The sequence below is a fragment of the Carboxydothermus islandicus genome (assembly GCF_001950325.1).
Lineage (GTDB): Bacteria > Bacillota > Z-2901 > Carboxydothermales > Carboxydothermaceae > Carboxydothermus > Carboxydothermus islandicus.
On the sequence record NZ_BDJL01000142.1, the window covers coordinates 95,338 to 119,307 of the forward strand.

A 23,970-nucleotide genomic window follows, 5' to 3' on the forward strand; every position below is an offset into this window, starting at 1 on the left:
GAATGTAAAGAGGGGAAAGGCCCAATTTAGGACCTTTCCCTTAAAAGTTACTTCCTGGCACCTTCCCGATTGGGCCATTCTCTCATGTATTCTTCTAAGGTCATAACTTCGGCAAATAAAGCCATGTCTCTTAAGCCCGCCTGATGCATTTCTTCATTAGCAGAAGCGCAGCAGTCGGAAATGGCAATAACGTTGTAAGCATGATAGAGAGCATCGGAAGCGGTACTTCTTACGCAAACGTTGGTCCACACACCGGTAACTACTACGGTGTCAATTTTTTCTTCCCGCAGATAAAGGTCTAAGTCAGTGTAAGCAAAAGCACTGTGACGGCGCTTTTGCACAATGTAGTCACCTTTTTCTTCATCGGGACGAAGCTCCGGAATAAAGTCAGAACCCCAGGTACCTTTAACCGCATGAACCGGACGTACTCTAAAGTCAGCATCGTTTTTCCGGTGGGCTTCCTGCACGAAAACAACGTTAATGCCGTTTTCATGGGCAAATTCTACAAGCTTTTGCAAGTTGGGAACGATTTTTTCCCCATCGGGGCATCTTAAAGGAGCATTGGGTCCAATAAAGTCGTTTAACATATCGATGATAACAATACAGTGTCTGTCACCTTTCATGTTTTCTCCTCCTTTGCAAATTCGTAATGATATTTTTAACCTTTTACAGGTTAAAATTTAAGCCAGCGTTCGAGTTTCGAAATCGTTTGCCGCTTTACGAATTGACCGTATCCTGGCTTACCCACAATACCGTTCTTATCGTCATAAACGAGTTTTCCGCGAACTATGGTCTTAACCGGTTTCCCTTTAAGCTTCATACCATGAAGCGGAGTATACTTAGCCATGGTGTACATTTTATCTTTATCAATGGTCCATTCATAATCCAGGTCAATTACGGTAAAGTCAGCATCGGAGCCAATTTCCAGAGCACCTTTCTTCGGATACAAACCGTAATGAATCGCTGCGTTCCGGGAGAGGACATCTACCAACCGGGATAAGGAAAGACGTCCTTTATTGTAACCTTCGCTGACAATAATCGGTACCATGGTTTCTACCCCCGGAATCCCAGGGAACGCCGTCCAAATGTCCATCCCCTCAGCTTCTTTTTCGGTAGCAATTTCATAAGGTGCGTGGTCGGTAGCGATAAAGTCTACCCTTCCATCGGCTAACTGTTCCCAGAGCATTTCATTGTCTTTAGTAGTTCTTAAGGGCGGTGCAATTTTGGCAAATTGACGCCATTTAGTCATTGACTCATAGGCATTTAAGACCAGGTAGTGGGGACAAGTTTCGGCGGTTACATCAATACCCCGTTTCTTAGCTTCCCCTACAAGCACCCCACCAATACCGGTGCTCATATGGACGATATGTAACCGGGCACCGGTTTCCTCCGCAAAACTAATGGCCATTTGAATTGCAACTTTTTCCGCCAGTTCCAGCCGTGCCTCGGCCCAGGCCGGCCCATCAAAACGGCCTTCCTTTCTCAACTTGTTGACGTGATAGGTGCAAAGATCCAGGTTTTCCGCGTGAATGCCAACGGGTAGTCCGGTCTTAGCTACTTCCCGGAAAATTTCCAGCATCTCCGCATCGCTGGCCGGCGGATAAGTCGGAACCGAAGGAGTCATGTAAACTTTGAAAGCTACTACCCCGTAATCGGCCTGTTCTTTAATGTTGTAGAGGGCATTGTTCCGCACATCTTCGCCGGTAGCCCCACCCCACATGGCATAGTCAACGTACGCTTTGTCCTTGATTACTTCTAACTTTGCTTCAAGATTGTCCACACTTCTTACTGACGGAACGCTGCAGCAGGGCATATCAATGATGGTGGTTACTCCCCCGGCTGCTGCAGCTTGAGTACCGGTGGCAAAATTTTCCCGGTGGGTAAAGCCTGGGTCGTTAAAGTGAGTGTGGGAGTCAATACACCCGGGCAATACCAGGTTATTTTCAGCATCAATTACTTCGGCAACCTCAATCCCGGTAAGGTCATTGGTAAAACCGGCAATTTTACCGTCCTTCACCAGGATGTGGGTATCCACTGTCCGGTTGCCTTGAGGGATTTTGGCATTTTTTAAAACCAAATCAAAACCCATTTTAAAACCTCCTTTAAAATTTTTTAAGTATTAAGAGCCCTTTCGGGCTTACAACCTTTTTAGAAGGTAGGCGGAGTATTAATCCAGAGGGCTACCAGTTCTTCATCACTTATATTGCGCCAGCGGTGCTGCTGAGTACTTTTAAAATAGAGGCTATCCCCCGGTCCAACCACGTAACGTTCGGTTTCATCAACCCAAACTTCCAAAACCCCTTTTAAAACGTAGACAAATTCCTCCCCTTCATGGGAAATATTTTCATTCCTTCCTGCCCCCGGAGCTACGGTGTAAAGAAGCGGCTCCATGGCCGGTTCGTTTAAAGCAGTCAAAAGCTCAACCTTAATCCCCTCTTCATCTGTTTCCAGTACCTGGCCCAGGCCCGCCCGAATTAATTTTTGCTCTTTGGTATCCATTCCTTCAAAAAAGTACAGGAGGTTTTTTTCGTAAAAGGTAGCAAGTTTCTGCAGGGTAGCAATGGACACGTTTACCTGCCCCGACTCAATTCGGCTTAAATACGAAACCGAAACTCCCGTCCCCTGGGAAACCTCTTCCAGGGTAAGACCCTTTTTTTCTCTAAGCGCCTTTAATTTTTGCCCAACCGCTATTCTTGGCCCCTTTTTTTCAATCTTAACCGGTTCTGCCGGTAACTCCTCTCCCTGGGCAGCCAGGTATTCCTTCACGCCAACGATATTAAAACCTTTAACCTGCATTAAGTACTTGATTTTTTTGAGCCTTTCAATATCTTTAAGGGAATAAATGCGGTAGTTCCCATTTTGTCGGCCCGGTTTTACTAACCCTGCCTTTTCCCAGTTTCGAAGAGTTGCCGGCACTACACCAATTAGCTTTGCCGCATCACCAATTGTAAAAAAGGTTTTACCCGGAGACATCAGGAATTCTCCTTCCTTTCCGTAACATATAAAAGGTTTTTTAAATGTTTTTGTATAAATGTTCACAAATTGCCTATTCAGGATTCTCGTCTTTTTTCGACATTATTTTATATTCGCTCTTTTTTTTGATTTTCCTGCTAACTTTTCGGCGATTGAAAAAATTTTTTGATTTTTTTTATTAAGTTTGTTACTAAACCATCTCTTTGTCTATCATTATAATCTTTTTTATTAATGTTTTACGTTAGGTTTTTGCCACGACCAAAGAAAAAACTAACTTTTTCAGCTTCACCTATTAATTTGGACATATCAACCTCAAAAAATGCAAAAAAGGAAAAAAGCCCTGCAGCAAAAGCTGCAAGGCCTTTTAACCGCATTTGGAATAACCGCAATTGCGACAAACTACGCAGCCGCCTTCATGTTCTAACTTGCTGTGACATTCAGGACAGTAGCCATTTTTCCTTTCGCCTTCCTCTTCGGGAATGTAAACCTCCCCCTCATTACTGATTACCACCGGCGGCGCTTCCACTTCTATCTTACCTTTAAAACCGTAAGCATCCTTTAAAACTTTTTCCATCGCCTTTCCTATAGCGTCGGGACAGGACAAAACTTTGATGTCCTTACCGTTCCCCATCTGCCTTAAGGTTGAATGACACCTTATACCTTTTAACTGCCCAATTATCTCGGTAACATCAATTCCCGAGCGTAACGCCAAGGAAACCAACCGGCTGGTTGCTTCCGACTGGGAAGGACATCCTCCGGCCCGCCCTAAGTTGGTGAACACCTCACAAATTCCCTCTTCATCCCGGTTAACGGTAATGTATAAGTTGCCACAGCCAATTTTAACTTTTTCCGTTACGCCGTAAGTAACCGTGGGGCGCGGTCGGGGTACAACTTTATAGGTTTTGGTTTTTAACTCTTCGGGCTTCTCGTCTTTTTTAGTTTCGGTAAGGCCGACATTTAACACCTGTTCCTCGCGACTGCCATCCCGGTAAACGGTAAGCCCCTTACACCCCAGCTTATATGCCAAAAGGTAACTTTCCTTTACATCCTCCACCGTAGCGGAATTGGGCATATTTATCGTTTTGGATACGGCATTGTCGGTATGTTTCTGGAATACCGCCTGCATTTTTACATGCCATTCCGGGGCAATATCCAGGGCAGTAACAAAAAGTCTCTTTGCCTCCTCCGGAACCCCGGCAATCCCTGAAATCCGCCCGGTTTTGGCCACCTCCATCATGAGCTTTTCACTGTAATAGCCGTTTTCCCGGGCGTGCTGCTCAAACAGGCGATGCACTTCCACAATGTCCTTCCGGTCCAAAATGTGTCGTTTAAACGCCAGAGCAAAAACCGGTTCTATTCCCGACGATACCCCGGCTATGATACTGATCGACCCGGTAGGAGCAATAGTAGTGGTAGTTGCATTTCTAAGTTTTAATCCTTTTTTAGCCCAGACACTCTTTTTCCAGGCGGGGAAAGTACCCCGAACCCGGGCCAGCTCTGCTGAGGCTTCCTTGGATTTTTTATTAATAAATTCCATAACTTTATCGGCTAAATTCAGTGCTTCTTCCGAATCGTAGGGAACGCTTAATTTAATTAACATATCGGCAAAGCCCATCACCCCAAGGCCAATTTTCCGGGTCTTTTTGGTCATCTTTTCAATTTCCGGTAAGGGGTAATGGTTAACATCAATAACATTATCCAGAAAACGTACCGCTAATTTCACGGTTTTTTCCAAGTGCTCCCAGTCTATTTCTCCGTCTTTTACCATATTGGCAAGGTTAATAGAACCCAGGTTGCAGGATTCGTAGGGCAGTAAAGGTTGCTCGCCACAGGGATTAGTTGATTCAATTTCCCCGAGCTCCGGAACGACATTGGCTTCATTTATCCGGTCAATAAAAATAACTCCCGGCTCGCCATTTTTCCAGGCATTTTTCGCTATTCTTTCAAAAACTTCCCGGGCCCGAAGTTTACCTACTACTTCTCCGGTCGATGGTTCAATTAATTCGTATTCCCCATCTTCTTCTAATGCTTTCATGAACTTATCGGTCAGCGCCACGCTTATATTGAAATTCGTAATATCCTTGTTGTCTTCTTTGGCGGTAATAAATTCCAGAATATCCGGGTGGTCGCACCGGAGCACTCCCATGTTAGCCCCGCGCCGAACACCACCCTGTTTGACCGCTTCGGTCGCAGCATTAAATACCTTCATAAAACTTACCGGACCGCTGGCAATACCTCCGGTAGAGCGAACCCGGGCCCCTTTGGCTCTAAGGCGGGAAAAGCTAAAACCGGTACCTCCGCCACTTTTATGAATTAAAGCGGAATACTTTACTGCATCAAAGATATCTTCCATCGAATCGCCCACCGGTAAAACAAAGCAGGCCGAAAGCTGTCCCAGTGGCCGTCCGGCATTAACCAGGGTCGGCGTATTGGGTAGAAAGTCTAGTTCTGTCATAAAATTATAAAATTCTTGGGCAATTTTTTCGACATCAGCCTCTTTATCGTAAATTTTTTCCGCTTCAGCAATTGCCCGAGCTACTCGCCAAAACATTTGTTCCGGGGTTTCAATTACTTCCCCCTTCTCATTGCGCGCCAAATACCGTGCTTCCAAAACTTTTAGAGCATTTTCTGTTAACTTCACCACAAAACCCCCCGTAGTTTTTTACTATCTTACTTATTATACAACCAAACCCCCAAAAATTCCTTTTTAAATTTTTGGTCATTTTATGCAGGATTTTGGACTTTTTTGTAGAATACTCTCTTCTAAAAGTGTTTTTAACAACTTTTAAGGAGTGTGGCCATGAACCTGAAAAAAACCCTGGCAACTTTAACTTTATCGGTTTTCTTACTGCAAACATCAGCCTTGGCCGCAACCATTACCGTAAAAAGCGGCGACAATCTCTGGTTACTTGCCCGGCGGTACAACACTACCGTTGAGGCGATAAAAAAAGCCAATAACTTAAAATCGGAAGCTTTAAAGCCCGGCCAAAAATTAGTGATTCCCGGAAAGTCAACGGCTACGGCGGTTTCCCGCTCCACCAGCGGTAATTCGGTTTACATAGTTAAAGCCGGCGATACCCTTTGGGATTTAGCGAAAAAATTCAATATGTCGGTCGATGAGTTAAAGCGTATAAACAATCTAAAATCGGACAATTTAAGTTTGGGGCAAAAGTTGGTAGTCAAAAAGACCACTTCAAGAAATACCCCAAGGCCAAAAACCAAATCCACCAAAAAAGTTTCCCGGGGTGGAGGACGGGAAGAGGTGGTAAAAATCGCCCTTGGTTATCTCGGCACCCCATATCAGTGGGGAGCAAGCTCCGGTTCGGCCTTTGATTGCTCCGGTTTTACTGCTTTTGTTTACCGTCAGGTAGGTATCAACCTGCCGCACAACTCCCGCGCCCAGTATGCAACGGGTGAAAAAATTGATAGAAGCGAACTTTCTCCGGGAGATTTGGTTTTCTTTAAAACTCAGGGCTCATCGGTTATCAATCACGTGGGAATTTACATAGGAAACGGACAGTTTATTCATGCCAGTTCCGGCAAAGATCGGGTAATTATCTCCTCCATAAGCGAAGGCTATTACGCCAGCCGTTATGCCGGTGCGGTAAGGATAAGATAAAAAACGCGGCTAAAAGCCGCGTTTTTTATAGTACCATTTCTTTTAGTTCGCTAAAAACTACTTTTCCGGTCTTAGTCTTGGGAATAAAATCTACCGGAATAATTTTTTTGGGGATATACCGCGGGGGGAGTTTTGTTTTACACAGCTCAAACAAAGTTTCAATTTTATCTTTATCTTTTAACACCACAAAAGCAACTGCATTTTCAGTAGCCAAAGGTTCATCAATACCAACTACAGCCACATCTAAAACTTCAGGACTTTCATAAAAAACATCTTCGATTTCCCGAGGAGTCATCCCGCTCCCTCCTTTTCTTACATTATTTTACACATCTAATTGGAGTTTACGGAATGACAAAACTTTAAGTGGTATGATTTTAATGCTAAAACGCCAAAAACAACAGCTAAATGGTTAGTACTTCTTGCGGGTCTGGGCAATGGTTAAATACGGTACAGTATACTTTCGCTCGCCAAACAGCTCATCTAAGAATGCCTGATTTGCCGAACGGTAGTTTAATTTAACAATAACACTGCCGGATGAGTTCGGGATGGTAAACTCCTCCTCCCGGTATCCTTTAGGCGGAATCCGGTAATCTTTAAGGATTTTGGTTGCCCTCCAGAACTTTTCCGTTACCTGCCCGCTTTCATCCACCACCTCGGTATGATAAATTACCGTGCCCTCCGGAAGCATTCCATCCTGATCCAATTTACCGGAAGAGTACACTTCCCGGCCATTGCCATCATAAGCAGTCACTTCCAGCCAGAGCTGTCTTGATTCGGTTAGACCGGTAGGTAAGTAATGGCCAGCCCCTACATTGCTCACCCGTACCTTAATTTTCGTCATACCGCCCTGTTTGGTCACGTTAACAATTTCTACCTTAGCCGCGGCTTGTAATCTTTCCCGGGCCAATTTAGCAACTTCCTTTGCTCCCATAATTTCGGTAATCCAGAAATTTCCTCCGACAAAGGTGTGGGTATAAATATGATTTCGCTCCCGTCCTTGCCGTGCTACCTTCCCAGGATTGGGCTTTTTCACCCCGGGCGTAGGAGTCATATGACAATCCTGGCAAACAATACCTTCTTTAGCATACGGCCCGTTTTTCCATTCTTCATAGGTAGTTTCCAGGGGTAGACCATTGGTAGGATGGCTTACACTGTGGCACATGCCGCAAAATTCAGCTTTTTTAAATAGCTCCACGTAGACGGTTTTATGCATCGGCGAATCCGCATCCGCAAGGTTACCGTATTTAGCTCCTCCGGGATTTACAATAAAACTTCCGTTGCCAATACCTTTTGCCCCCTCCACTGCATGACAAAAATCGCAGCTTACTCCTTCCAAAGAAATAGTATCGGCACCGCTACCATCTACCGGTGGCACTTGTCCGGTGTGCACCCCAATTGGAATATGACAGTTAGCACAGTATTTATCGGTTAATCCTTCGGTTTCTCTGGAAGCTACTTCGGCCATCTTGGCATAAAAAGGATCAGTAAAAGCAAGATTATGCATTGTGCCCCGCCACTCATTGTAAAACTGGTTATGACAAAAACTGCAATCGGTAGCCGGTGAAAAGGGATTAACGGCAAGTTTTTCTTCTTTCACCGGCACTTTATCCTCCACTTCTTTACTGCCACACCCTGCAATAAAAAGGAAAATCATCAAGAAAACCAGCCCCAAAATTTTTTTGTTCATACCCATGCCTCCCTGCACCTTTTCTGAAAAACCTACATACCATAATTACTACTTTAAGAATTCGGTAATTTTTCCATTTTTCCTGTTTATTTAAAAAAAATATCACCCTCTACCCCCTGATCCGGCATAGCCGGATTAATTTTTTTCTGTTAAGATAGTAAAGAAGAGGGGGGAGAAAGGTGCAAGATTTCGGACCACTTAAAATTATTCCCGGGGAAAATAATAGCCGTTTTCCCTACTGCACCAGTCTGCTTCTCGAAGGTAACGGAAAACAGGCCTTAATCGATCCCGGGGCAGGAAATATTCTTAGAAATCTTTCAGTTCAGCAAATTTATTTAACCCATTATCACTACGACCACGTCTGGGGGGTTAATTTTTTTCCAAAAACCACGGCCGTTTTTCTAAATGCGGATGACTTACCGGCCCTTACGGATTTAAGGGAATTTGCCCGGCGTCTTGGAACCGGACAGTACTTCGGTAAAGATTACCCGAACTGGTGGGCTCAAGAAATAAAAAAGGGTTTTAAAAGCCCTTCCCTTTCGCCGTACAATCGTCCCGATATTGTAACGGTTATCGAAAAAACCAAAGAAGCATATCCAACTTCGGCAGAAATTAGAATTGTCGGAATTAAAACCATTTTTCTTAAAGCCCCCGGCCACACCCCGGGCTATGTTTTTCCTTATTTTCCGGACCTCGGAGTAATTTACACCGGAGATTACGATTTAACTTCCTTTGGCCCCTTTTACATGGCTCCCGACGGTGATATCGACCTGTTTATCAAATCTTCCCAAATTTTACGGGAAGTTGATGCCGAATACTACATAACGGGGCACGAAGAAGGAATGGTGGAAAAGAAAAACTTTTTACCCCGGTTAGACCGTTTTTTAGAGATAATCGCCCTGCGGGAAGAAAAAATTAAAACATTGTGGCAAAAAGGGTACACCATCGAAGAAATAGCCGATAATTCCATCTTTTATCCCTTAAAGTTTCAAAAAATTGACCCCTGGGTACGAATGTGGGAAATCACCGGTATTAAGATGCATTTAAAGCGGCTTGGTTTACTGCCAAAAGCTTCTTAAAAAGCTTTTTCACTTCTTTTATTCCCGAAAGCCCGTGACTTCCCGGGGGCGGGGTATCCCCTACGTAAAAAGCTAACCCCTGCCCCCTTAAAACTTCAATTCCCTCAAGGTCTACCCAGTCATTCCCTAAAAACACCGGATAAAAGTCTGGGTATTTTTTTAACATTTTCTGAATAAACCATCCTTTACCCAATCCCTGCGGGATAATTTCGGTTCCTTTATCCCCCACGTGAAAGTTAAAAATAGGGTTTTTCCCCCGGGCTTCTTCAATTACCTTTAATACCTCCCGCCGTTTCTTTACTCCCAAATCTTTGTAATGTAAAGTCAGGGCAATTTCTTTTTTTTCAATATAAACTTCTTTAAAAACGGGAAAACGGGAAAAAAATTCCGTTAACTCCTCCACCGGTCCAAAATAATAAGGCGCCTTTTCCCAGGTATGAACTTTTCCCCGTTCATCCCGAAATACTCCTCCAAAACAGCCGGCTAAAGTAATTCCCCGGATATTTACCTTGTTTTCTAAATCCTGAAGTCCCCGACCGGAAACTACCGCTAATTTAAGATTTGGCTGCCGGGTAAATTTCTGCAGGATTGCCACCATATCTCTGGCTAAACTTACCTTGCGCGGGTCTTTTCTGTAAGCCGCTATCGTTCCGTCAAAATCGGTCATGAGCAGTATTTTTCGGCCGGAAAGTTCAGTCAATAGCTCCAACTTTCTTTTCACCCCGTTTGCGGTAGTATTTGCCAAAACCTGTATCCATAAACCTGAGTTCTTTTCCCAGGAAATTTTCCAGCCACCATTCATTGTTTTTTAAGATAACCTGTTCTTTTAAGAAAGAAAAACTCTTTTTCTTAAGATTATCCGGCATTTCTAAAGCTTCTTTCAATTTCAAGGCAATTTCTTCCGGCGAATAGGGGTTAACCAAAAGGGCAGCCCCCAGCTGCCGGGCAACTCCCGTCCGTTTGCTTAAAATAAGCACTCCCGGCTCTTTTTTAGAAGCAATATATTCCTTAGCCACCAAGTTAAGCCCATCTTCCAGGGAGGTAATAACCAGCGCATCGGCAATGCGGTATAAATAGATAAGTTCTTCCTGGCTATAATTTCGCTTTAAAATTTTTATAGGCTGCCATTGGTTGTTTCCAAAACGTTCATTTACCTTTGCTGCTTCGGCTAAAACCTCCCGGGCATAAGCTTGATACTGGTCAATATTTTCCCGGGTCGGTACCGCCACCTGTAAAAGCTTAACTTTACCCCAGTACTCGGGATTACTTTCCAAAAAGCGGGCAAACCCCTGGATTTTTTCTTTTAACCCTTTGGTATAATCTAATCTTTCAACACCCAAAAAAACCTTTTGTCCCGCAATTTCTTCCTTAATTTCCGGAATTTCTGGCACTTCCTTTTGAAAGTTTTTCGTTTCAATACCAATCGGTACTGCCTTAACCAGGATTTCTCGTCCATTATAATAAACGGTACCCCACTCGTAATTTACCGGAAGCCTTAAAACCCGCTCCACCGCCCGTAAAAAGTTTTCCCGGTAATCATCAATATGAAAACCTATAATATCCGCTCCTAAAAGGCCACGTAACAGTTCTTCCGCCCAGGGCTGAATGGTAAACAGTTCTACCGGCGGAAAGGGTATATGCCAGAAAAAGGCAATTCGCTGCCAGGAATTTTTTTGGCGAATAAAGTGGGGCATTAAAGCTAAGTGATAGTCATGAATCCACAACAAAGTTCCTGAACGCAATAATGCAGCTGCCCTTTGGGCAAACTTATAGTTAACTTCCCGGTAGATTTGGTAATTTTCTTCGGAAAGTTTTACTTTTTCCGGCATCAGGTGGCAAAGGGGCCAGAGAACTCCGTTGGCATAACCTTCGTAATACCCCTCTACTTCTTTTCTGGATAAAAGGATTTCCACAAATTGAAACTCGTCTTTAATTACCGCCTGGACTTCCCCAGGCTTTTCCGCAAATCTCCCTGCCCAGGCTAACCATGTTCCCCCGATTTTTTTTACCGCGGGAAGGACCGCCGACACAAGTCCACTTACCGCCGGACGGCACTTTAAACTGCCGTTATTTTCTTCAATGGTAAAAGGTCCCCGGTTAGATACCACCAAAAGATTACTTCGCATCCCTTCACCTCCTACGGTTCTATCAAAACTTTCACCTCTCCCTCCCTTTTCACAACGTTACAGTAAGTTTTTCCCCGGCTCCGGCTAAACTCTAAGTCAACCTTACCGTTTCCAACTCTGAGGTTTTCTAAATATACTTCACTAAGCCAGCCGGGTAAATTTGGTCTTACTATCCTGATGTCACCGCCATCGCAAAAGATACCGAGAATGCTTTGCAGCAAAATAAATACGCTTCCCACCGCCCAGGCCTGCGGGTCGCAGGCTATTGGATACCGAACCGGACCGCCGTTGGCCCGGCGGGTAAAACCGCAAAATAATTCCGGCCAGCGGTAGTAATTAAAGTACCTGGCTGCTTCCACCAAATCGGTCACAAGTTTTTCTAACAAAAATTCCTGACCAATTTCCTTTAAACCCCGTGCGATGATGGAGTTATCATGGGGCCAGACCGAACCGTTATGATAACTCATGGGGTTATACGGTTTCTCCTTGGCACTCATGGTTCGGATACCCCAGCCGGAATACATGTCCTGGCGAAACAATCTTTCCGCAACTTTGTGGGCTAACTTTATCGGCAGAATCCCGGTAAATAAAGCATGGCCCGGATTTGATACGGTGGTTTTAATAAGCCTTTTTTTCCCATCTAAAGCAAAACCGAGAAAATCTTCGTCCTCAATCCAGAACGCTTTGATAAATTTGGCCTGAAGCTTTAAAGCTTTGCGGCGTAGCCGCAACGCTTCTTCAATTTCCCCTAAAAATTGCAATAGTTCACTCCCCCGGAGTAACGCCAGATAATAATAAGCCTGCACTTCTACCAATGCTATAGGCCCTTCCGGTAAGGAACCATCCCGGTCAATAACTCCATCCCAGGAATCCTTCCACCCCTGGTTTAAAAGTCCGCTTTCCGACTGCCGCAAATATTCTATAAACCCATCTCCGTCCATATCCCCGTAGTTTTCACACCAGTAAAGAGCTTTTTTTAACGGTTCCGCTAAATCCTGCAAAAGCTTTTCATCATGGGTCCAGCGGAACACTTCACCTAAAAGAATGATAAACCAGGGAGTTGCATCAACGGTCCCGTAGTAAGGAGTATGGGGCACCTCATGATTTAACGCCATTTCCCCCCGCCGGATTTCATGTAAAATTTTCCCCGGCTGTTCTTCCCGCCAGGGGTCATGGACCTTGCCCTGATAATGGGCTAAAAACCTGAGGGTGTTTTTGGCTATTTCCGGATTTAAGATAAGCGTTTGCCAGGAAGTAATTAAAGAATCCCGGCCAAAGGGAGCGGCAAACCAGGGAATCCCAGCTTCGATAATTTTTCCGCTTTCCGGGTATTCGGAAATTAACGCCCGCAAATCCGTTACCGCCTGGTTAATCATCTGGTTTATTATTTCATTGTTGGTCTCAATTTTGGTACACTGGCGCTGCCAGTTAAGGTAATCTTTGTTGAGATTGATTGCCGCTTTGGAAAACCCAATACTCATTTCTTTTTTGACGTATGGATCGTCTTCACACTCAATCTTCCGGGCAATACTGGGAATTATTTGCAGGTAGAGAAAGTATTTTTTGTGAGGTTCAAGAGTCAAGGTAAAGCGGGCAAATCCTTTATCGCCATCCACCCAGACCCGATTTGGCTCCGGATAAAAGGTAAGGTCGGTAGAGCGATAATAATGATCAAGGCCTTCGTAAGCAAAGGTAAAACCGTTATGTTTCTGGCAAACCGGTAAAAGTCGCCCCCGGTTTTGGCGTGTCGTTCCCCGGACTTCGAAAATATCAACGTAATCCGCTCCGGCGGAAAAGGTGAGATTAACCGTTACCGGGAAAGAGTTAAAATTAATAATTCTAAGCCGCTGATACAACCCTTCTTTTAAAACCCGGGTGATGCGGAAGTGGATGGACTGAAGCGGCAGTAAGACCCCATCCGGCAGATGGAACTCCCGGTTGGTAAGCTCAATCTGGGCAAAATGGCTTTCCCGAATTAGGGAGGAGAGAAGTAACGGTTCAAACTCCTCTAAATACATCAATAGTCGATTTAAAAACCGGGTATCCCGGTAAAATAACCCAAGACCGCTCAAATCCCCCTCCCAGATTGAACCATCGGGCAGAGCGGTTAAAAACATTTCTCCTTCTTTTAAAACTTCCACCCGGGGCTGAAATTCCTTGGGGGCAATCCGAAACCGGTCTTCGTCTAACTGCCGATCAAGCGCCATCCACACCACTCCCGTTTCCCTTAATGTTTTAATAGCTTCTGGTAAACTTTTTCGGTATTATCGGTCATAACTTTAACCGTAAACCGCTCCTCGGCAATTTTCCGGCCACTTTCACCCATCCTCCGGCGTAACTCGGCATCGTGCAAAAGTAAGCTTAGTTTCCGGGCAAGAGAGCCGGCGTCTCTTTTGGGGATAACAAAACCGTTTACTCCATCCTGAACCACTTCCGGCATTCCCCCGGAATTGGTCACCACAATTGGTTTCCCGGAAGCCATCGCTTCCAGCATTACCAAACCAAAGGGTTCCTCAAAGGAACTGGGATAAATGCAGATGTCGGCAATTTCGTACATCCAGTGAATTTCCTGCCAGTTGAAAAACTGGACGTAAACTTTATCCGAAAGACCGTATTCTTCCACAAGCTTCATAATTTCCTGTACTTCTTTTTGCTGGACCCCACCCCAGTCCACCGTTTTCTTGGTCCCCGCCATCACCAGGACGGTATCGGGAAATAGTTTTTGAACTTCGGCAAAGGCTTTTACCGCATAATCGGAGCCCTTGGCAAAACTCATGCGAGCCGGATGAAAGATAACTTTTTTCCCGGCGAAAAACTCCATCTTAGCATAAGGATTATCCGGCGATATGCCGGGTTTAAATTTTTCGGTATCAATCCCGTGGTGAACGGTGGTAATTTTCTCTTCGTCAAAGCCAAAACGGATAAGCTCTTTTTTAATAAAATCGCTTACCGCTATGATGTAATCCCACTCGTCTTTAAAAGCAAGCATTTCCTGCCATAAATCATCTTCCCAGACATTATGGGCGGTTAATACCAATGGCTTTTTCCGGTGGTTTTTATACTCCACCAAAAACTCCAAATGGTCCGGGCTAAAATAATGCATATTATGGAGATGGATTATTTCGGGATTGACTTCATCGAGAAAGGAGTGGAGGAGATCTTTTATTTGCCTGCGGTTTTCTTTAATAATTTGTGGTGAAAGAGAATTTAAATCTAAGAATCTATGCCTTCGAACCCGCATTCCGTGGAAATCAAACTCTTCGGGTTCACCATTAACCGCACCGGTTAAAAGATGTAAATTATAGCCGCGTCGGGTTAATTCCGGACACAAAAGCGCCAGGTGCGTTTCAACCCCACCGATAATTGGCGGAAAAGCCCAGTGGAGCTTGGCAATTGTATAAATACTATCACCTCCCATTTTTTATTGTTTGATTTACTGGATAGTTAAAGAAAACCGCTTCCCTAAAAGTTTATGTTGAAGTGGTAGAATTTATGAGGGGATAATTTGCAGGAAAAAAGAAGTGTGTCAATAAAATTATACCATATTCGACTTTTCTTTTCAAATACATAAAAAAAGAGGCTTTCCGCCTCAAAATCCATAAATATTTTTTATGGCTGAATTTTACACATAAATTCGTGGAACCCGGTAACTTATATTGGTTAAAACTTCATAATTTATAGTTCCCACCAGGTCAGCCACTTCCGTAGCGGTAATCATTTCTTCTCCCTGCTTTCCCAAGAGAACAGCTTCATCTCCCGGATTTACCCTTTCGGTTTCATCCACCGCTACCATCAATTGATCCATGCAAACCCGCCCGGCTACGGGCCAGCGTTTGCCGTTTAATAAAACCACCCCTTGATTGGAAAGACGGCGAAAATAACCATCGGCATAACCTAACGGTAGCGAAACAATTAGGGTAGATTTGAAAGTTACGTAAGTGCTACCGTAACTCACCGGAAAGCCCGCCGGTACTTTTTTCACCTGAGAAACCCTGGCTTTTAAAGTTAAAGCGGGCTTTAAATGGGCAAGTTCCCGGGGTACCTCCCGGGACGGGTACTCGCCGTACAGCATAATCCCCGGTCGTACCAAATCGTAGTGTGCTTCGGGAAGCCTCATTATTGCGGCGCTGTTGGCAGCATGGCGGTACTTTACCTCAACCCCCTTGGTTTTCAGGTGATCTAACACAATATTAAACCTCTCTATTTGCAGCTTGGAAAAACTTAAATCTTGCTCATCCGCCCTGGCAAAATGGGTATAAACTCCCTCCATCTCTAAATTTTTTAGTTTTAATACTTCCTCAATCTTTTCTATTTCTTCATACCAGAATCCGATTCTCCCCATTCCCGTATCAATTTTAAGATGATACGAAAGAGTTTTCTTAAACTTTTCCAGCTTTTCCTGATACGCTAAAGCCAATTCCCGGTGGTGAAGGGTTGGAGTCAGGTTATAAAATAAAAGCTTTTCCACCTCTTCGGGGGGAGTGTAACCCAAAATAAGAACCGGTACTTCTATCCCCGCTTCTCGTAACTTTATTCCTTCATCGAGAATGGCCACCGCAAACCGTTTAGCCCCCTCGCCAATTAAAGCTTTTGCCACTTCCACCGCTCCGTGCCCGTAAGCATTGGCTTTTATTACCGGCATCGCCTCCGCCATCCGGGCAAGTCTCTTTACTTCCCGGAAATTATGGCGAATATTTTCCAAATTAACTTCTGCCCATACCGGACGCATCTTTTTTCCACCTACCAGAAAACTTTTCTTTTTTAATGATATAGCAAAGGGGTGGAATTATCCACCCCTTTGCTCTCTAACCGAGGATTTCTTCCAGCGGAGTATAAGGTAAGCCCAGGGAATCGGCTACCGCTTTATAGGTAACTTTACCGTCTAAAACGTTAACGCCTAAAGCTAAGGCCCGGTCTTCCCTTACCGCCCGCTCCCAGCCTTTATTGGCTATATCCAAGGCATACGGTAAGGTTACGTTGGTTAAAGCAAAAGTTGAAGTCCTCGGAACCGCCCCGGGCATGTTGGCAACGGCATAATGGACAACTCCATGCTTAACGTAAATCGGATCCTGGTGGGTAGTTACCCGGTCAATAGTTTCAACGCAACCACCCTGGTCGATAGCCACATCAACGATAACCGAACCGGGTTTCATAGTCTTAACCATCTCTTCCGTTACCAATTTGGGTGCCCGGGCTCCCGGAATTAAGACGGCACCGATCAATAAGTCAGCTTTTTTCACCGCTTCGGCAATATTGTAGCTGTTGGACATCATGGTGGTTATTTTGCCGAAAAAGACATCATCCAGGTATCTAAGCCGGTCGGCACTCTTATCAAGAATAGTCACGTGAGCTCCCATGCCCATAGCCATCTTGGCGGCATTGGTACCGACGACACCGCCTCCAATAATCACCACTTCGGCCGGCGGAACTCCGGGAACCCCCCCCAACAGCATACCCCGACCGCCCTGAGGCTTTTCCAGGAAGCGAGCACCGATCTGGACCGCCATCCGCCCGGCAACCTCGCTCATAGGAGTTAGTAATGGCAGGCTACCGTTGGGAAGCTGAATGGTTTCGTAAGCAATAGCTACAACCTTCTTCTCCATTAAAGCCCGGGTAAGTTCCGGTTCCGGTGCAAGGTGAAGATAAGTAAAAAGAATTTGTCCTTCCTTAAATAACGGGTATTCCGGTGGTAGTGGCTCTTTTACCTTCATTATCATATCGGCAGCAGCAAAAACCTCGGCAGCGGTTGGCAGAATTTCCGCCCCCGCTTTTATGTATTCTTCATTGGTTATCCCGCTGCCAAGACCGGCGTTGTTTTCAATCACCACTTTATGCCCCGCCGCAACTAAAGCCTCAACTCCGGCAGGAGTAATCGCCACCCGGTTTTCATTGTTTTTAATTTCTTTAGGTACACCGATAATCATCCAAAATTCACCCCCAAATTTTTTAAGTAAAACCAATGCTATATTTAGTTTAAGCAATTTTAGTGCCAATATCAGTTGGCGTCAAAAAACCCCGAAAATTCCCTAAAAAAATAACAAACTGGAAATAAAACTTTCCAGTCTGTTATAAGATTAAACAAAACTTTATAAACTATGGAAACTTATCTTTCCAAATGGATATTTTTCTTTCCACTGTTAACCCCTAGAGTCCGGAAAGCTTTATTTAAATACGAAAAAATATCGGAAATAAAAAAGCCGTTTTCCGCCTGTTCCTCTAAAGCTAATTCTCCAGCTCTACCGTGAAAATAAACCCCTAAAATCGCTGCTTCCCCGGGCTTATAACCCTGGGTTAAAAAGCCGGCTATTAAGCCAGACAGAACATCGCCGCTGCCGGCTTTGGCTAAAAGGGGATTGCCCCCCGCCAGGTACCAAACTTCCCCCGCTGGTACGGCAATTAGAGTAGTTTCACTTTTTAAAACCAGGTAGACATTATACTCTCTTGCAAATTCTTTTCCTAGCTCTTCGCGCCTTCCTTTCACTTCTTCAATACTTATCCCAAGCAGCCTTGCCATTTCACCCAAATGGGGAGTTAAAACCGTAGGCGCCGTTCGCTTTTTTAAAACCGCCAGGTGACCAGCAAGATTATTTAAACCATCGGCATCAATCACCAGCGGCAAAGGACAATTTTCCAAAAAAGAAAGATAAGCTTCTTTGCTTTCGCTTAGCTCTCCCATTCCCGGTCCAATAACCGCTGCCTTTACTTTCGAAAGAAGTTCATTGAGCATAAAAAAACCTTCCGGCGCCAATTGCCCGGATGCTGCCGGCACTCCCCTTAAAATAATTTCCGGTACCTTACCCGCTAAAGGTTTAAATAACTCTTCCGGTACCGCCAGGTAAACCCCGCCTACTCCTGACGCCAAACATCCCTTTGCAGATAGAAGAGGCGCCCCCGAGTAAGCCCTTGACCCTCCGACCACTAACCCAAAACCCTGGCGTCCTTTATGGGTATCCGCTGCCACCGGCTTTAAAATTTTTTTAACTAGCTTTTCTTCAATAAGCCAGCGCCGAACGTAAAACTCTTTTTTTAGTTTTTCCGGAAAAGAAATATCCTCCACGTAAATTTCCCCGCAGTATTTTCGCCCGGGAAAAAGGATTTGTCCCACTTTGGGAAACCCGAAGGTCACCGTATAGTCGGCCTGAAAAGCAACGCCTTCCACCTGACCGGTGCCGGCGTCTACCCCCGAAGGGATATCCACCGCGAGCCTAACTACATCCGCCTGGTTGACAATCTCCACCACTTCCCGGATTTCCGGCGGTAGCGCCCCCCGAAAACCGGTGCCGTAAATCGCATCCACCACCATGTCGGCATCAATCAGGGAGATTTTTAAAAGGTTTAAATTTTCGGTAATCCCCTCATAAATTTTTTCGCTCATTTTCTTTAAAATGTTAAAATTAATTAAAGCATCCCCTTTAAAATTATCTTTAAATAGCAAAAACACCCGGATTTTGGCCCCGGCATTGGCCAAATGCCGGGCAAGGGCCAATCCATCTCCACCGTTATTTCCCTTTCCCACCAGAAGGATAATTTTTTTGCCGCTAACATCCCCCAAAATCTCTTTAATTCTATAAAAGGTTTTTAAAGCCGCATTTTCCATTAAAACAATTCCCGGAATCCCGTATTCATTAATCGCTTTCTGGTCAAACTCCGCCATCTCCCGCCCGGTCAATAAAAGCATCTTAACCCCTCCACATAATGCAAATCGCCACCGCCACCTGCTTTTCATGGCTTAAACTTATGCTTATTCCGGTAAAGCCCTTTTCCTGAAAAATTTTTGCCGCATAACCGTGTAAAATCACTTCCGGTAAAGTCCCCTGCTTGGATAAAACTTCAATATCTTTAAAGCTTACTTTGCCAAGGCCACACCCTAAAGCTTTGGCCACCGCTTCCTTGGCCGCAAAGCGGGCAGCAAGCCGTCCGAACGGCTCTCTTCCCGAAAAAGCGTAACTAATTTCCCGCTCGGTATAAATCTTTTGTAAAAAACGCTCCCCGTGACGCTCGTAAATCTTTTTAATCCTTTTCACTTCCACCAGGTCAATACCGGTAGTGTACACAACACCACACCTTACTGCCAAGTTTTTCTTACCAGTATTTTACCTTAAATTAGGGAGAAATGTCTAATTACCGAGAAAAAAGCCAGGGATTTTTCCCTGGCTTTTTAACCCTCGTCCTTATACTGTTCTTTAATCTGTTGAATAACCGCCGGATCGGTCAAAGTAGTGGTATCGCCCAAGGCCCTGCCTTCGGCAATGTCTCTTAACAGGCGGCGCATAATTTTCCCGGAACGGGTCTTGGGAAGCTCGGCGGTAAAGAAGATGTCATCCGGACGGGCCAACGCTCCGATTTTCTGAGCCACAAACTGTTTTAACTCTTGAATAAGTTCCGGCGTACCCTCTACCCCTTCTTTCAGGGTGACAAAAGCAGCTATCGCCTGACCTTTTATTTCATGGCTCTTGCCGATTACCGCCGCTTCTGCAACCAACGGATGTTCCACTAAAGCACTTTCCACTTCCATGGTACCTATCCGGTGACCGGAAACGTTAATGACATCATCAACCCGTCCCAAGATCCAGAAGTAGCCATCTTCATCTTTTCTCGCCCCGTCACCGGTAAAATACCAGCCCGGGAACTTGCTCCAGTAGGTGTTTTTATACCGTTCCGGATCTCCGTACAAAGTGCGGAGCATTGCCGGCCATGGTCTTTTCAGCACTAAATAGCCACCCTGTCCGGGAGGAACCGATTCGCCTTTTTCATTGACCACGTCCGCTTCCACCCCGGGGAAAGGCTTGGTAGCCGAACCGGGCTTGGTGGGAATTACGCCGGGTAAAGGAGTAATCATAATCATTCCCGTTTCCGTCTGCCACCAGGTATCGACTATCGGACAGCGGCCGCCGCCGATATTTTCGTAATACCAGATCCAGGCCTCAGGGTTAATCGGTTCACCCACCGTTCCCAGGAGCCGCAAGCTGGACAGATCCCGTCCTTTAGGCCACTTCTCCCCCCAGCGCATGAAGGTACGAATGGCTGTTGGAGCGGTATAAAGAATATTTACCCGGTATTTTTCAATAATCTCCCAGAACCGGTCTTTTTGCGGCCAGTCGGGAGCACCTTCATATAACACAACGGTTGCACCGTTCGACAGTGGGCCGTAAACAATGTAGCTGTGCCCGGTAATCCACCCAATGTCGGCGGTGCACCAGTAAATATCTTCTTCCCGGTAATCAAAGATGTACTTAAAGGTAGTATGGACCCCTACCAGATAACCGCCGGTGGTGTGCTGAATACCCTTGGGCTTGCCGGTGGTGCCGGAGGAGTAAAGGATAAAAAGCATATCTTCGGCGTCACACTGCTCCGGCTCGCAGTATAAAGCCGCATTGGCCATTAACTCGTGATACCAGTAATCCCTGCCCTCGGTCATCGGCACTTCCTGCCCGGTTCTTTTTACCACCACCACCTTTTCGATGGTGGTTTCCCCTTCTAAAGCCGCATCGGCATTTTTCTTGAGTTCAACAATACTTCCCCGGCGGTAACCACCGTCGGCGGTTATTAAAAGCTTGGCCTTGGCATCATCAATCCGGTCTTTCAAAGCCTGCGAACTAAAGCCACCAAACACGACGCTGTGGGGTGCTCCAATGCGGGTGCAGGCTAACATCGCCACTACCGCTTCGGGAATCATCGGCATATAAATGGTAACCCGGTCACCTTTTTGGACGCCCAGGCTTTTCAAAACGTTAGCAAACTTGTTTACTTCCCGGTATAATTCCTGGTAAGTTAAAATTCTTGAATCTCCCGGTTCTCCTTCAAAGATTAACGCTGCTTTGTTCCGGCGAAACGTCCTGGTATGCCGGTCAACACAGTTGTAAGAAACATTTAATTTCCCACCGGTATACCATTTGTAAAAAGGCGCCTCGGAATCATCCAACACTTTTTCAAAGGGCGAAAACCATTCGATATCTTTGGCCGCATCCGCCCAGAAACCTAAAAAATCCCGCTCGGCCCATTCATAAAGGGATAAGTCCGAAACCTTGGCTTTTTCTTTAAACTCTGCCGGCGGTTCAAAAATACGATTTTCCTGCAAGAGCGCATCAAAACTTTCGCTCATAAGCCCCCTCCTTTTTCCTTTTTTTATATAATAATTTTGGCAAAGGTTATTAATCCAGTTTTTGATTGTGAAAGGTAAAAAAAAGCCGTTAAAACGCTTTTTTTTTGCTTTTAACGGTTTAAAGTCCGAGGATTTTTCTTAATTTTTTCGCCTGGGCTCTGCTTACCGGAACTTCGCTTTTTTCTTTATCCTCCACCACTAAAGTATAAGTACCGTTAAAAAAGGGTATTATCTCTTTCACCTTTTGCAGATTGACAATAAAACAGCGGTGGCAGCGGAAAAATACCGTAGGATTAAGCCGGGCCTCTAATTCCTTTAAGGTAAAGCGGGTAAAATACCTATCTTCGTAAGTTTTAAGGTAAACGTAATCTTGCTCGGTATACGCAAAAATAATATCCTGTTCCCCCACCAAAACCGTTTTCCCGCCTTTTTCGGCCGGTATCCGGTCAAGTCTGCCCGTTAACCGGTATGAGTTAAAAGCATCTTCCCCTTTGGGTAAACCGTTTTCCTGGATAAGTTTCTTTACCTTTTCTACGGTTTTCTTTAGCCTTTTGGGCTCAATGGGTTTTAGTAAATAATCCACCGCATTTACTTCAAACGCTTTTAAGGCATACTCGTCATAAGCGGTAACAAAAACCACATACGGTGGGTGGGGCAGGGCATTGATTTCCTTAGCTAACTCAAGCCCGGAAAGTCCCGGCATTTCAATATCCAAAAACAACAAAGAATAATCCACCGCCCTGATTAAAGCAAGGGCTTCGCTGGCCGTTGCCGCCTCCCCCACCACTTCAATTTCCGGAATCTCCCCTAATAAAAAACGCAGTTCCTGCCGGGCAGGATACTCATCATCCACAATGAGCGTCCTAATTTTCATTTTCCCTCTCCCCTTCTTCTTCAATTTTAAACGCCGGGATGGAAAAGCTTACGGTAGTCCCCACCCCTAACTTCGATTCTATTTTAAGGCCCGCCTCCCGGCCGTACAAACTAAGCAAACGTTCGTGGACGTTGGACATCCCAACCCCTGTCCCCGAGCCAAATCCAGGTTCTAAAACCCGGCCAATCATGCTGGGAGAAATCCCCACTCCATCATCTTTTATTTCCACGTGAATTTTTTCCCCATCCCGCTTAATCCGGATTAAAACCGTACCCTGGGATTCTTTAGGGGTAATACCGTGTTTCACCGCATTTTCCACCAGTGGTTGTAATGTTAACACCGGAAACTGATAATTCAGTAATTCCCGGTCAATATCCCTGATAATTCTTAGCTTTTGCCGGAACCGGGCTTTTTCCAGAACCAAATAAGTATTGACGTAATCCAGCTCTTCCTTTAACGTGCCAAACATCCCCTGTTTTTTTAAAGTTTGCCGGAAAAACTTTGCCAGATGAATTAGAAGTTTTCGGGCTAATTCCGGGTTGGTCCGGTTAAACATGATGATGGTATTTAGGGTATTAAAGAGAAAGTGCGGATTTATCTTGGCCTGCAACGCTTCCAACTGGGCCTGGGTCACCATTTGCGCCTGGCGGTCAAGCTCGGCTATTTCCATTTGCAGGTTTAAGATCTGGGCAATCCCCATCGCAAGTTTAACTGTTTGGGCCGGCATCTCCCCTTTTTTCGTCTGGTAAAGCTTAATGGTGCCCACCACCTGGCCGCGAATTTTCAAAGGAACAACCACCGCCGCCTGGAGGGGGCAGTCGCAGTCTTTAACCGAGCAAATGTATTTTAAACTGTGGTCAATTATTTTAAGCTCCCCGGTGCGGATGGCTTCTTTAGTGGCAAAGGTCCGGATAGGATCCCCTATTTTATGCCGTTCGCAACCAACCCCCACATACGCCAGCACTTTTTCCCGGTCCGTAATTGCTACCGCTTCCATGTCGCTAATCCGCTGAATTATTTCGGCAATTTTTCCGGCGGTCTCGACATTTAATCCCTGCTTGATAATCGGCAAAGCTTCATTGGCCAGCATGAGCGGATTTAACTGGTCCTGCACTTCTTTTTTTAAAGTAATCACTCTAAAAGAGCGAAAAAAGTGGCTGGCGACATATACTCCAAGAAAATTAATTAAAAACAGGAGAATAACGGACAGTAAAAGCTTTAAGCCTTCCGGAAAAAAAACATAAAATCCAAAAAACCCTTCAAAAGCTGTCATTATCACCGCTAAAAGAAATAGCTTTAAAAAAGGCTCCAAACTCTCACCTCGTTGAAATTTTCTTAATATTATTATAATTTAAAACTCCAAAAAATAAATATTCATTTTTTTGGGAAAAACAATTTTTATCCCGGCTAAAAAATTTAAGAAAAAAAAAAGAGGGTGTTAACCCCCTAACTTCCGCTCACCGCCACTTCTTCAATTAACAGGGTAGGGCTTCCTTTGGCTCCGTAAAAC

The 23,970-nt window shown here is 45.0% G+C and carries 19 protein-coding genes; 2 read left to right on the plus strand and 17 right to left on the minus strand.

Annotation, left to right across the window (positions count from 1 at the left end):
- Positions 1-47: 47 nt before the first annotated feature.
- The 4 genes from ciss_RS12825 to ciss_RS12840 all read right to left on the minus strand — a co-directional run bounded on the left by ciss_RS12825 (position 48) and on the right by ciss_RS12840 (position 5,614).
- Positions 48-623, minus strand: coding sequence for a cysteine hydrolase family protein (locus ciss_RS12825; protein ID WP_075866674.1), 576 nt, complete (start codon positions 621-623; stop codon positions 48-50).
- A 50-nt stretch (positions 624-673) separates the two neighbouring features.
- The gene (allB, locus tag ciss_RS12830; protein ID WP_075866675.1) at positions 674-2,089 is read right to left on the minus strand and encodes an allantoinase AllB; all 1,416 of its coding nucleotides are present in this window, start codon (positions 2,087-2,089) and stop codon (positions 674-676) included.
- A gap of 59 nt (positions 2,090-2,148) precedes the next feature.
- Complete coding sequence (locus ciss_RS12835) at positions 2,149-2,973, minus strand: MerR family transcriptional regulator (RefSeq protein WP_075866676.1); 825 nt, start codon at positions 2,971-2,973, stop codon at positions 2,149-2,151.
- 364 nt (positions 2,974-3,337) lie between these two features.
- Positions 3,338-5,614: a vitamin B12-dependent ribonucleotide reductase gene (locus ciss_RS12840; protein ID WP_075866677.1), complete on the minus strand. Its 2,277-nt coding sequence runs from the start codon at positions 5,612-5,614 to the stop codon at positions 3,338-3,340.
- A 159-nt stretch (positions 5,615-5,773) separates the two neighbouring features.
- Here ciss_RS12840 and ciss_RS12845 point away from each other — a divergent pair, with 159 nt between their 5' ends.
- On the plus strand, positions 5,774-6,592 hold the full coding sequence (locus ciss_RS12845; RefSeq protein ID WP_077177610.1) for a C40 family peptidase: 819 nt from the start codon (positions 5,774-5,776) through the stop codon (positions 6,590-6,592).
- A gap of 25 nt (positions 6,593-6,617) precedes the next feature.
- On the opposite strand, the gene ciss_RS12850 is transcribed toward ciss_RS12845, so the two are convergent.
- Together ciss_RS12850 and ciss_RS12855 are read right to left on the minus strand one after the other, a co-directional pair.
- A complete protein-coding gene (locus ciss_RS12850) occupies positions 6,618-6,887 on the minus strand; it encodes an AMP-binding enzyme (RefSeq protein WP_075866678.1) in 270 nt (89 codons plus the stop codon).
- Positions 6,888-7,001: 114 nt separating this feature from the next.
- Positions 7,002-8,279: a multiheme c-type cytochrome gene (locus ciss_RS12855; RefSeq protein ID WP_075866679.1), complete on the minus strand. Its 1,278-nt coding sequence runs from the start codon at positions 8,277-8,279 to the stop codon at positions 7,002-7,004.
- A 179-nt stretch (positions 8,280-8,458) separates the two neighbouring features.
- Here ciss_RS12855 and ciss_RS12860 point away from each other — a divergent pair, with 179 nt between their 5' ends.
- Entirely contained in the window at positions 8,459-9,358 is a 900-nt protein-coding gene (locus ciss_RS12860) for an MBL fold metallo-hydrolase (RefSeq protein ID WP_075866680.1), read from the plus strand.
- Here the strand turns inward: ciss_RS12860 and otsB are convergent.
- The 11 genes from otsB to ciss_RS12915 form a co-directional block, all read right to left on the minus strand.
- The gene (gene otsB / locus ciss_RS12865) at positions 9,312-10,067 is read right to left on the minus strand and encodes a trehalose-phosphatase (protein WP_075866681.1); all 756 of its coding nucleotides are present in this window, start codon (positions 10,065-10,067) and stop codon (positions 9,312-9,314) included. The two genes, ciss_RS12860 and otsB, sit on opposite strands and share 47 nt — an antisense overlap.
- Complete coding sequence (locus ciss_RS12870; protein WP_075866682.1) at positions 10,051-11,484, minus strand: alpha,alpha-trehalose-phosphate synthase (UDP-forming); 1,434 nt, start codon at positions 11,482-11,484, stop codon at positions 10,051-10,053. Before ciss_RS12870 ends, otsB begins: the two co-directional genes overlap by 17 nt.
- Positions 11,485-11,495: 11 nt before the next feature.
- A complete protein-coding gene (locus ciss_RS12875) occupies positions 11,496-13,691 on the minus strand; it encodes an amylo-alpha-1,6-glucosidase (RefSeq protein ID WP_075866683.1) in 2,196 nt (731 codons plus the stop codon).
- A 20-nt stretch (positions 13,692-13,711) separates the two neighbouring features.
- Positions 13,712-14,902, minus strand: coding sequence for a glycosyltransferase family 4 protein (locus tag ciss_RS12880; RefSeq protein WP_075866684.1), 1,191 nt, complete (start codon positions 14,900-14,902; stop codon positions 13,712-13,714).
- Positions 14,903-15,106: 204 nt separating this feature from the next.
- Positions 15,107-16,213, minus strand: coding sequence for an alanine racemase (gene alr, locus ciss_RS12885; protein ID WP_075866685.1), 1,107 nt, complete (start codon positions 16,211-16,213; stop codon positions 15,107-15,109).
- A gap of 76 nt (positions 16,214-16,289) precedes the next feature.
- The gene (gene ald / locus ciss_RS12890; RefSeq protein ID WP_075866686.1) at positions 16,290-17,408 is read right to left on the minus strand and encodes an alanine dehydrogenase; all 1,119 of its coding nucleotides are present in this window, start codon (positions 17,406-17,408) and stop codon (positions 16,290-16,292) included.
- Between the two features lie 179 nt (positions 17,409-17,587).
- Positions 17,588-19,162 (minus strand): NAD(P)H-hydrate dehydratase, encoded by a 1,575-nt coding sequence (locus ciss_RS12895; RefSeq protein WP_075866687.1) that lies wholly within the window; start codon positions 19,160-19,162, stop codon positions 17,588-17,590.
- A 1-nt stretch (position 19,163) separates the two neighbouring features.
- A complete protein-coding gene (gene acpS, locus ciss_RS12900) occupies positions 19,164-19,538 on the minus strand; it encodes a holo-ACP synthase (RefSeq protein ID WP_075866688.1) in 375 nt (124 codons plus the stop codon).
- Between the two features lie 104 nt (positions 19,539-19,642).
- A complete protein-coding gene (acs, locus tag ciss_RS12905; protein WP_075866689.1) occupies positions 19,643-21,586 on the minus strand; it encodes an acetate--CoA ligase in 1,944 nt (647 codons plus the stop codon).
- Positions 21,587-21,704: 118 nt separating this feature from the next.
- Positions 21,705-22,460 carry a LytR/AlgR family response regulator transcription factor gene (locus tag ciss_RS12910; RefSeq protein ID WP_075866690.1) on the minus strand — a complete coding sequence of 252 codons (756 nt, stop codon included), beginning with the start codon at positions 22,458-22,460 and terminating at the stop codon, positions 21,705-21,707.
- On the minus strand, positions 22,450-23,772 hold the full coding sequence (locus tag ciss_RS12915; protein WP_235837309.1) for a histidine kinase: 1,323 nt from the start codon (positions 23,770-23,772) through the stop codon (positions 22,450-22,452). Before ciss_RS12915 ends, ciss_RS12910 begins: the two co-directional genes overlap by 11 nt.
- Between the last annotated feature and the right edge of the window lie 198 nt (positions 23,773-23,970).

Coding starts and splice junctions, on each gene's coding strand:
- ciss_RS12825 (WP_075866674.1), bottom strand. CDS start 623: ATGAAAGGTGACAGACACTGTATTGTTATCATCGATATGTTAAACGAC.
- allB (WP_075866675.1), bottom strand. CDS start 2,089: ATGGGTTTTGATTTGGTTTTAAAAAATGCCAAAATCCCTCAAGGCAAC.
- ciss_RS12835 (WP_075866676.1), bottom strand. CDS start 2,973: ATGTCTCCGGGTAAAACCTTTTTTACAATTGGTGATGCGGCAAAGCTA.
- ciss_RS12845 (WP_077177610.1), top strand. CDS start 5,774: ATGAACCTGAAAAAAACCCTGGCAACTTTAACTTTATCGGTTTTCTTA.
- ciss_RS12850 (WP_075866678.1), bottom strand. CDS start 6,887: ATGACTCCTCGGGAAATCGAAGATGTTTTTTATGAAAGTCCTGAAGTT.
- ciss_RS12855 (WP_075866679.1), bottom strand. CDS start 8,279: ATGAACAAAAAAATTTTGGGGCTGGTTTTCTTGATGATTTTCCTTTTT.
- ciss_RS12870 (WP_075866682.1), bottom strand. CDS start 11,484: ATGCGAAGTAATCTTTTGGTGGTATCTAACCGGGGACCTTTTACCATT.
- ciss_RS12875 (WP_075866683.1), bottom strand. CDS start 13,691: ATGGCGCTTGATCGGCAGTTAGACGAAGACCGGTTTCGGATTGCCCCC.
- ciss_RS12880 (WP_075866684.1), bottom strand. CDS start 14,902: ATGGGAGGTGATAGTATTTATACAATTGCCAAGCTCCACTGGGCTTTT.
- alr (WP_075866685.1), bottom strand. CDS start 16,213: ATGCGTCCGGTATGGGCAGAAGTTAATTTGGAAAATATTCGCCATAAT.
- ald (WP_075866686.1), bottom strand. CDS start 17,408: ATGATTATCGGTGTACCTAAAGAAATTAAAAACAATGAAAACCGGGTG.
- ciss_RS12895 (WP_075866687.1), bottom strand. CDS start 19,162: ATGCTTTTATTGACCGGGCGGGAGATGGCGGAGTTTGACCAGAAAGCG.
- acs (WP_075866689.1), bottom strand. CDS start 21,586: ATGAGCGAAAGTTTTGATGCGCTCTTGCAGGAAAATCGTATTTTTGAA.
- ciss_RS12910 (WP_075866690.1), bottom strand. CDS start 22,460: ATGAAAATTAGGACGCTCATTGTGGATGATGAGTATCCTGCCCGGCAG.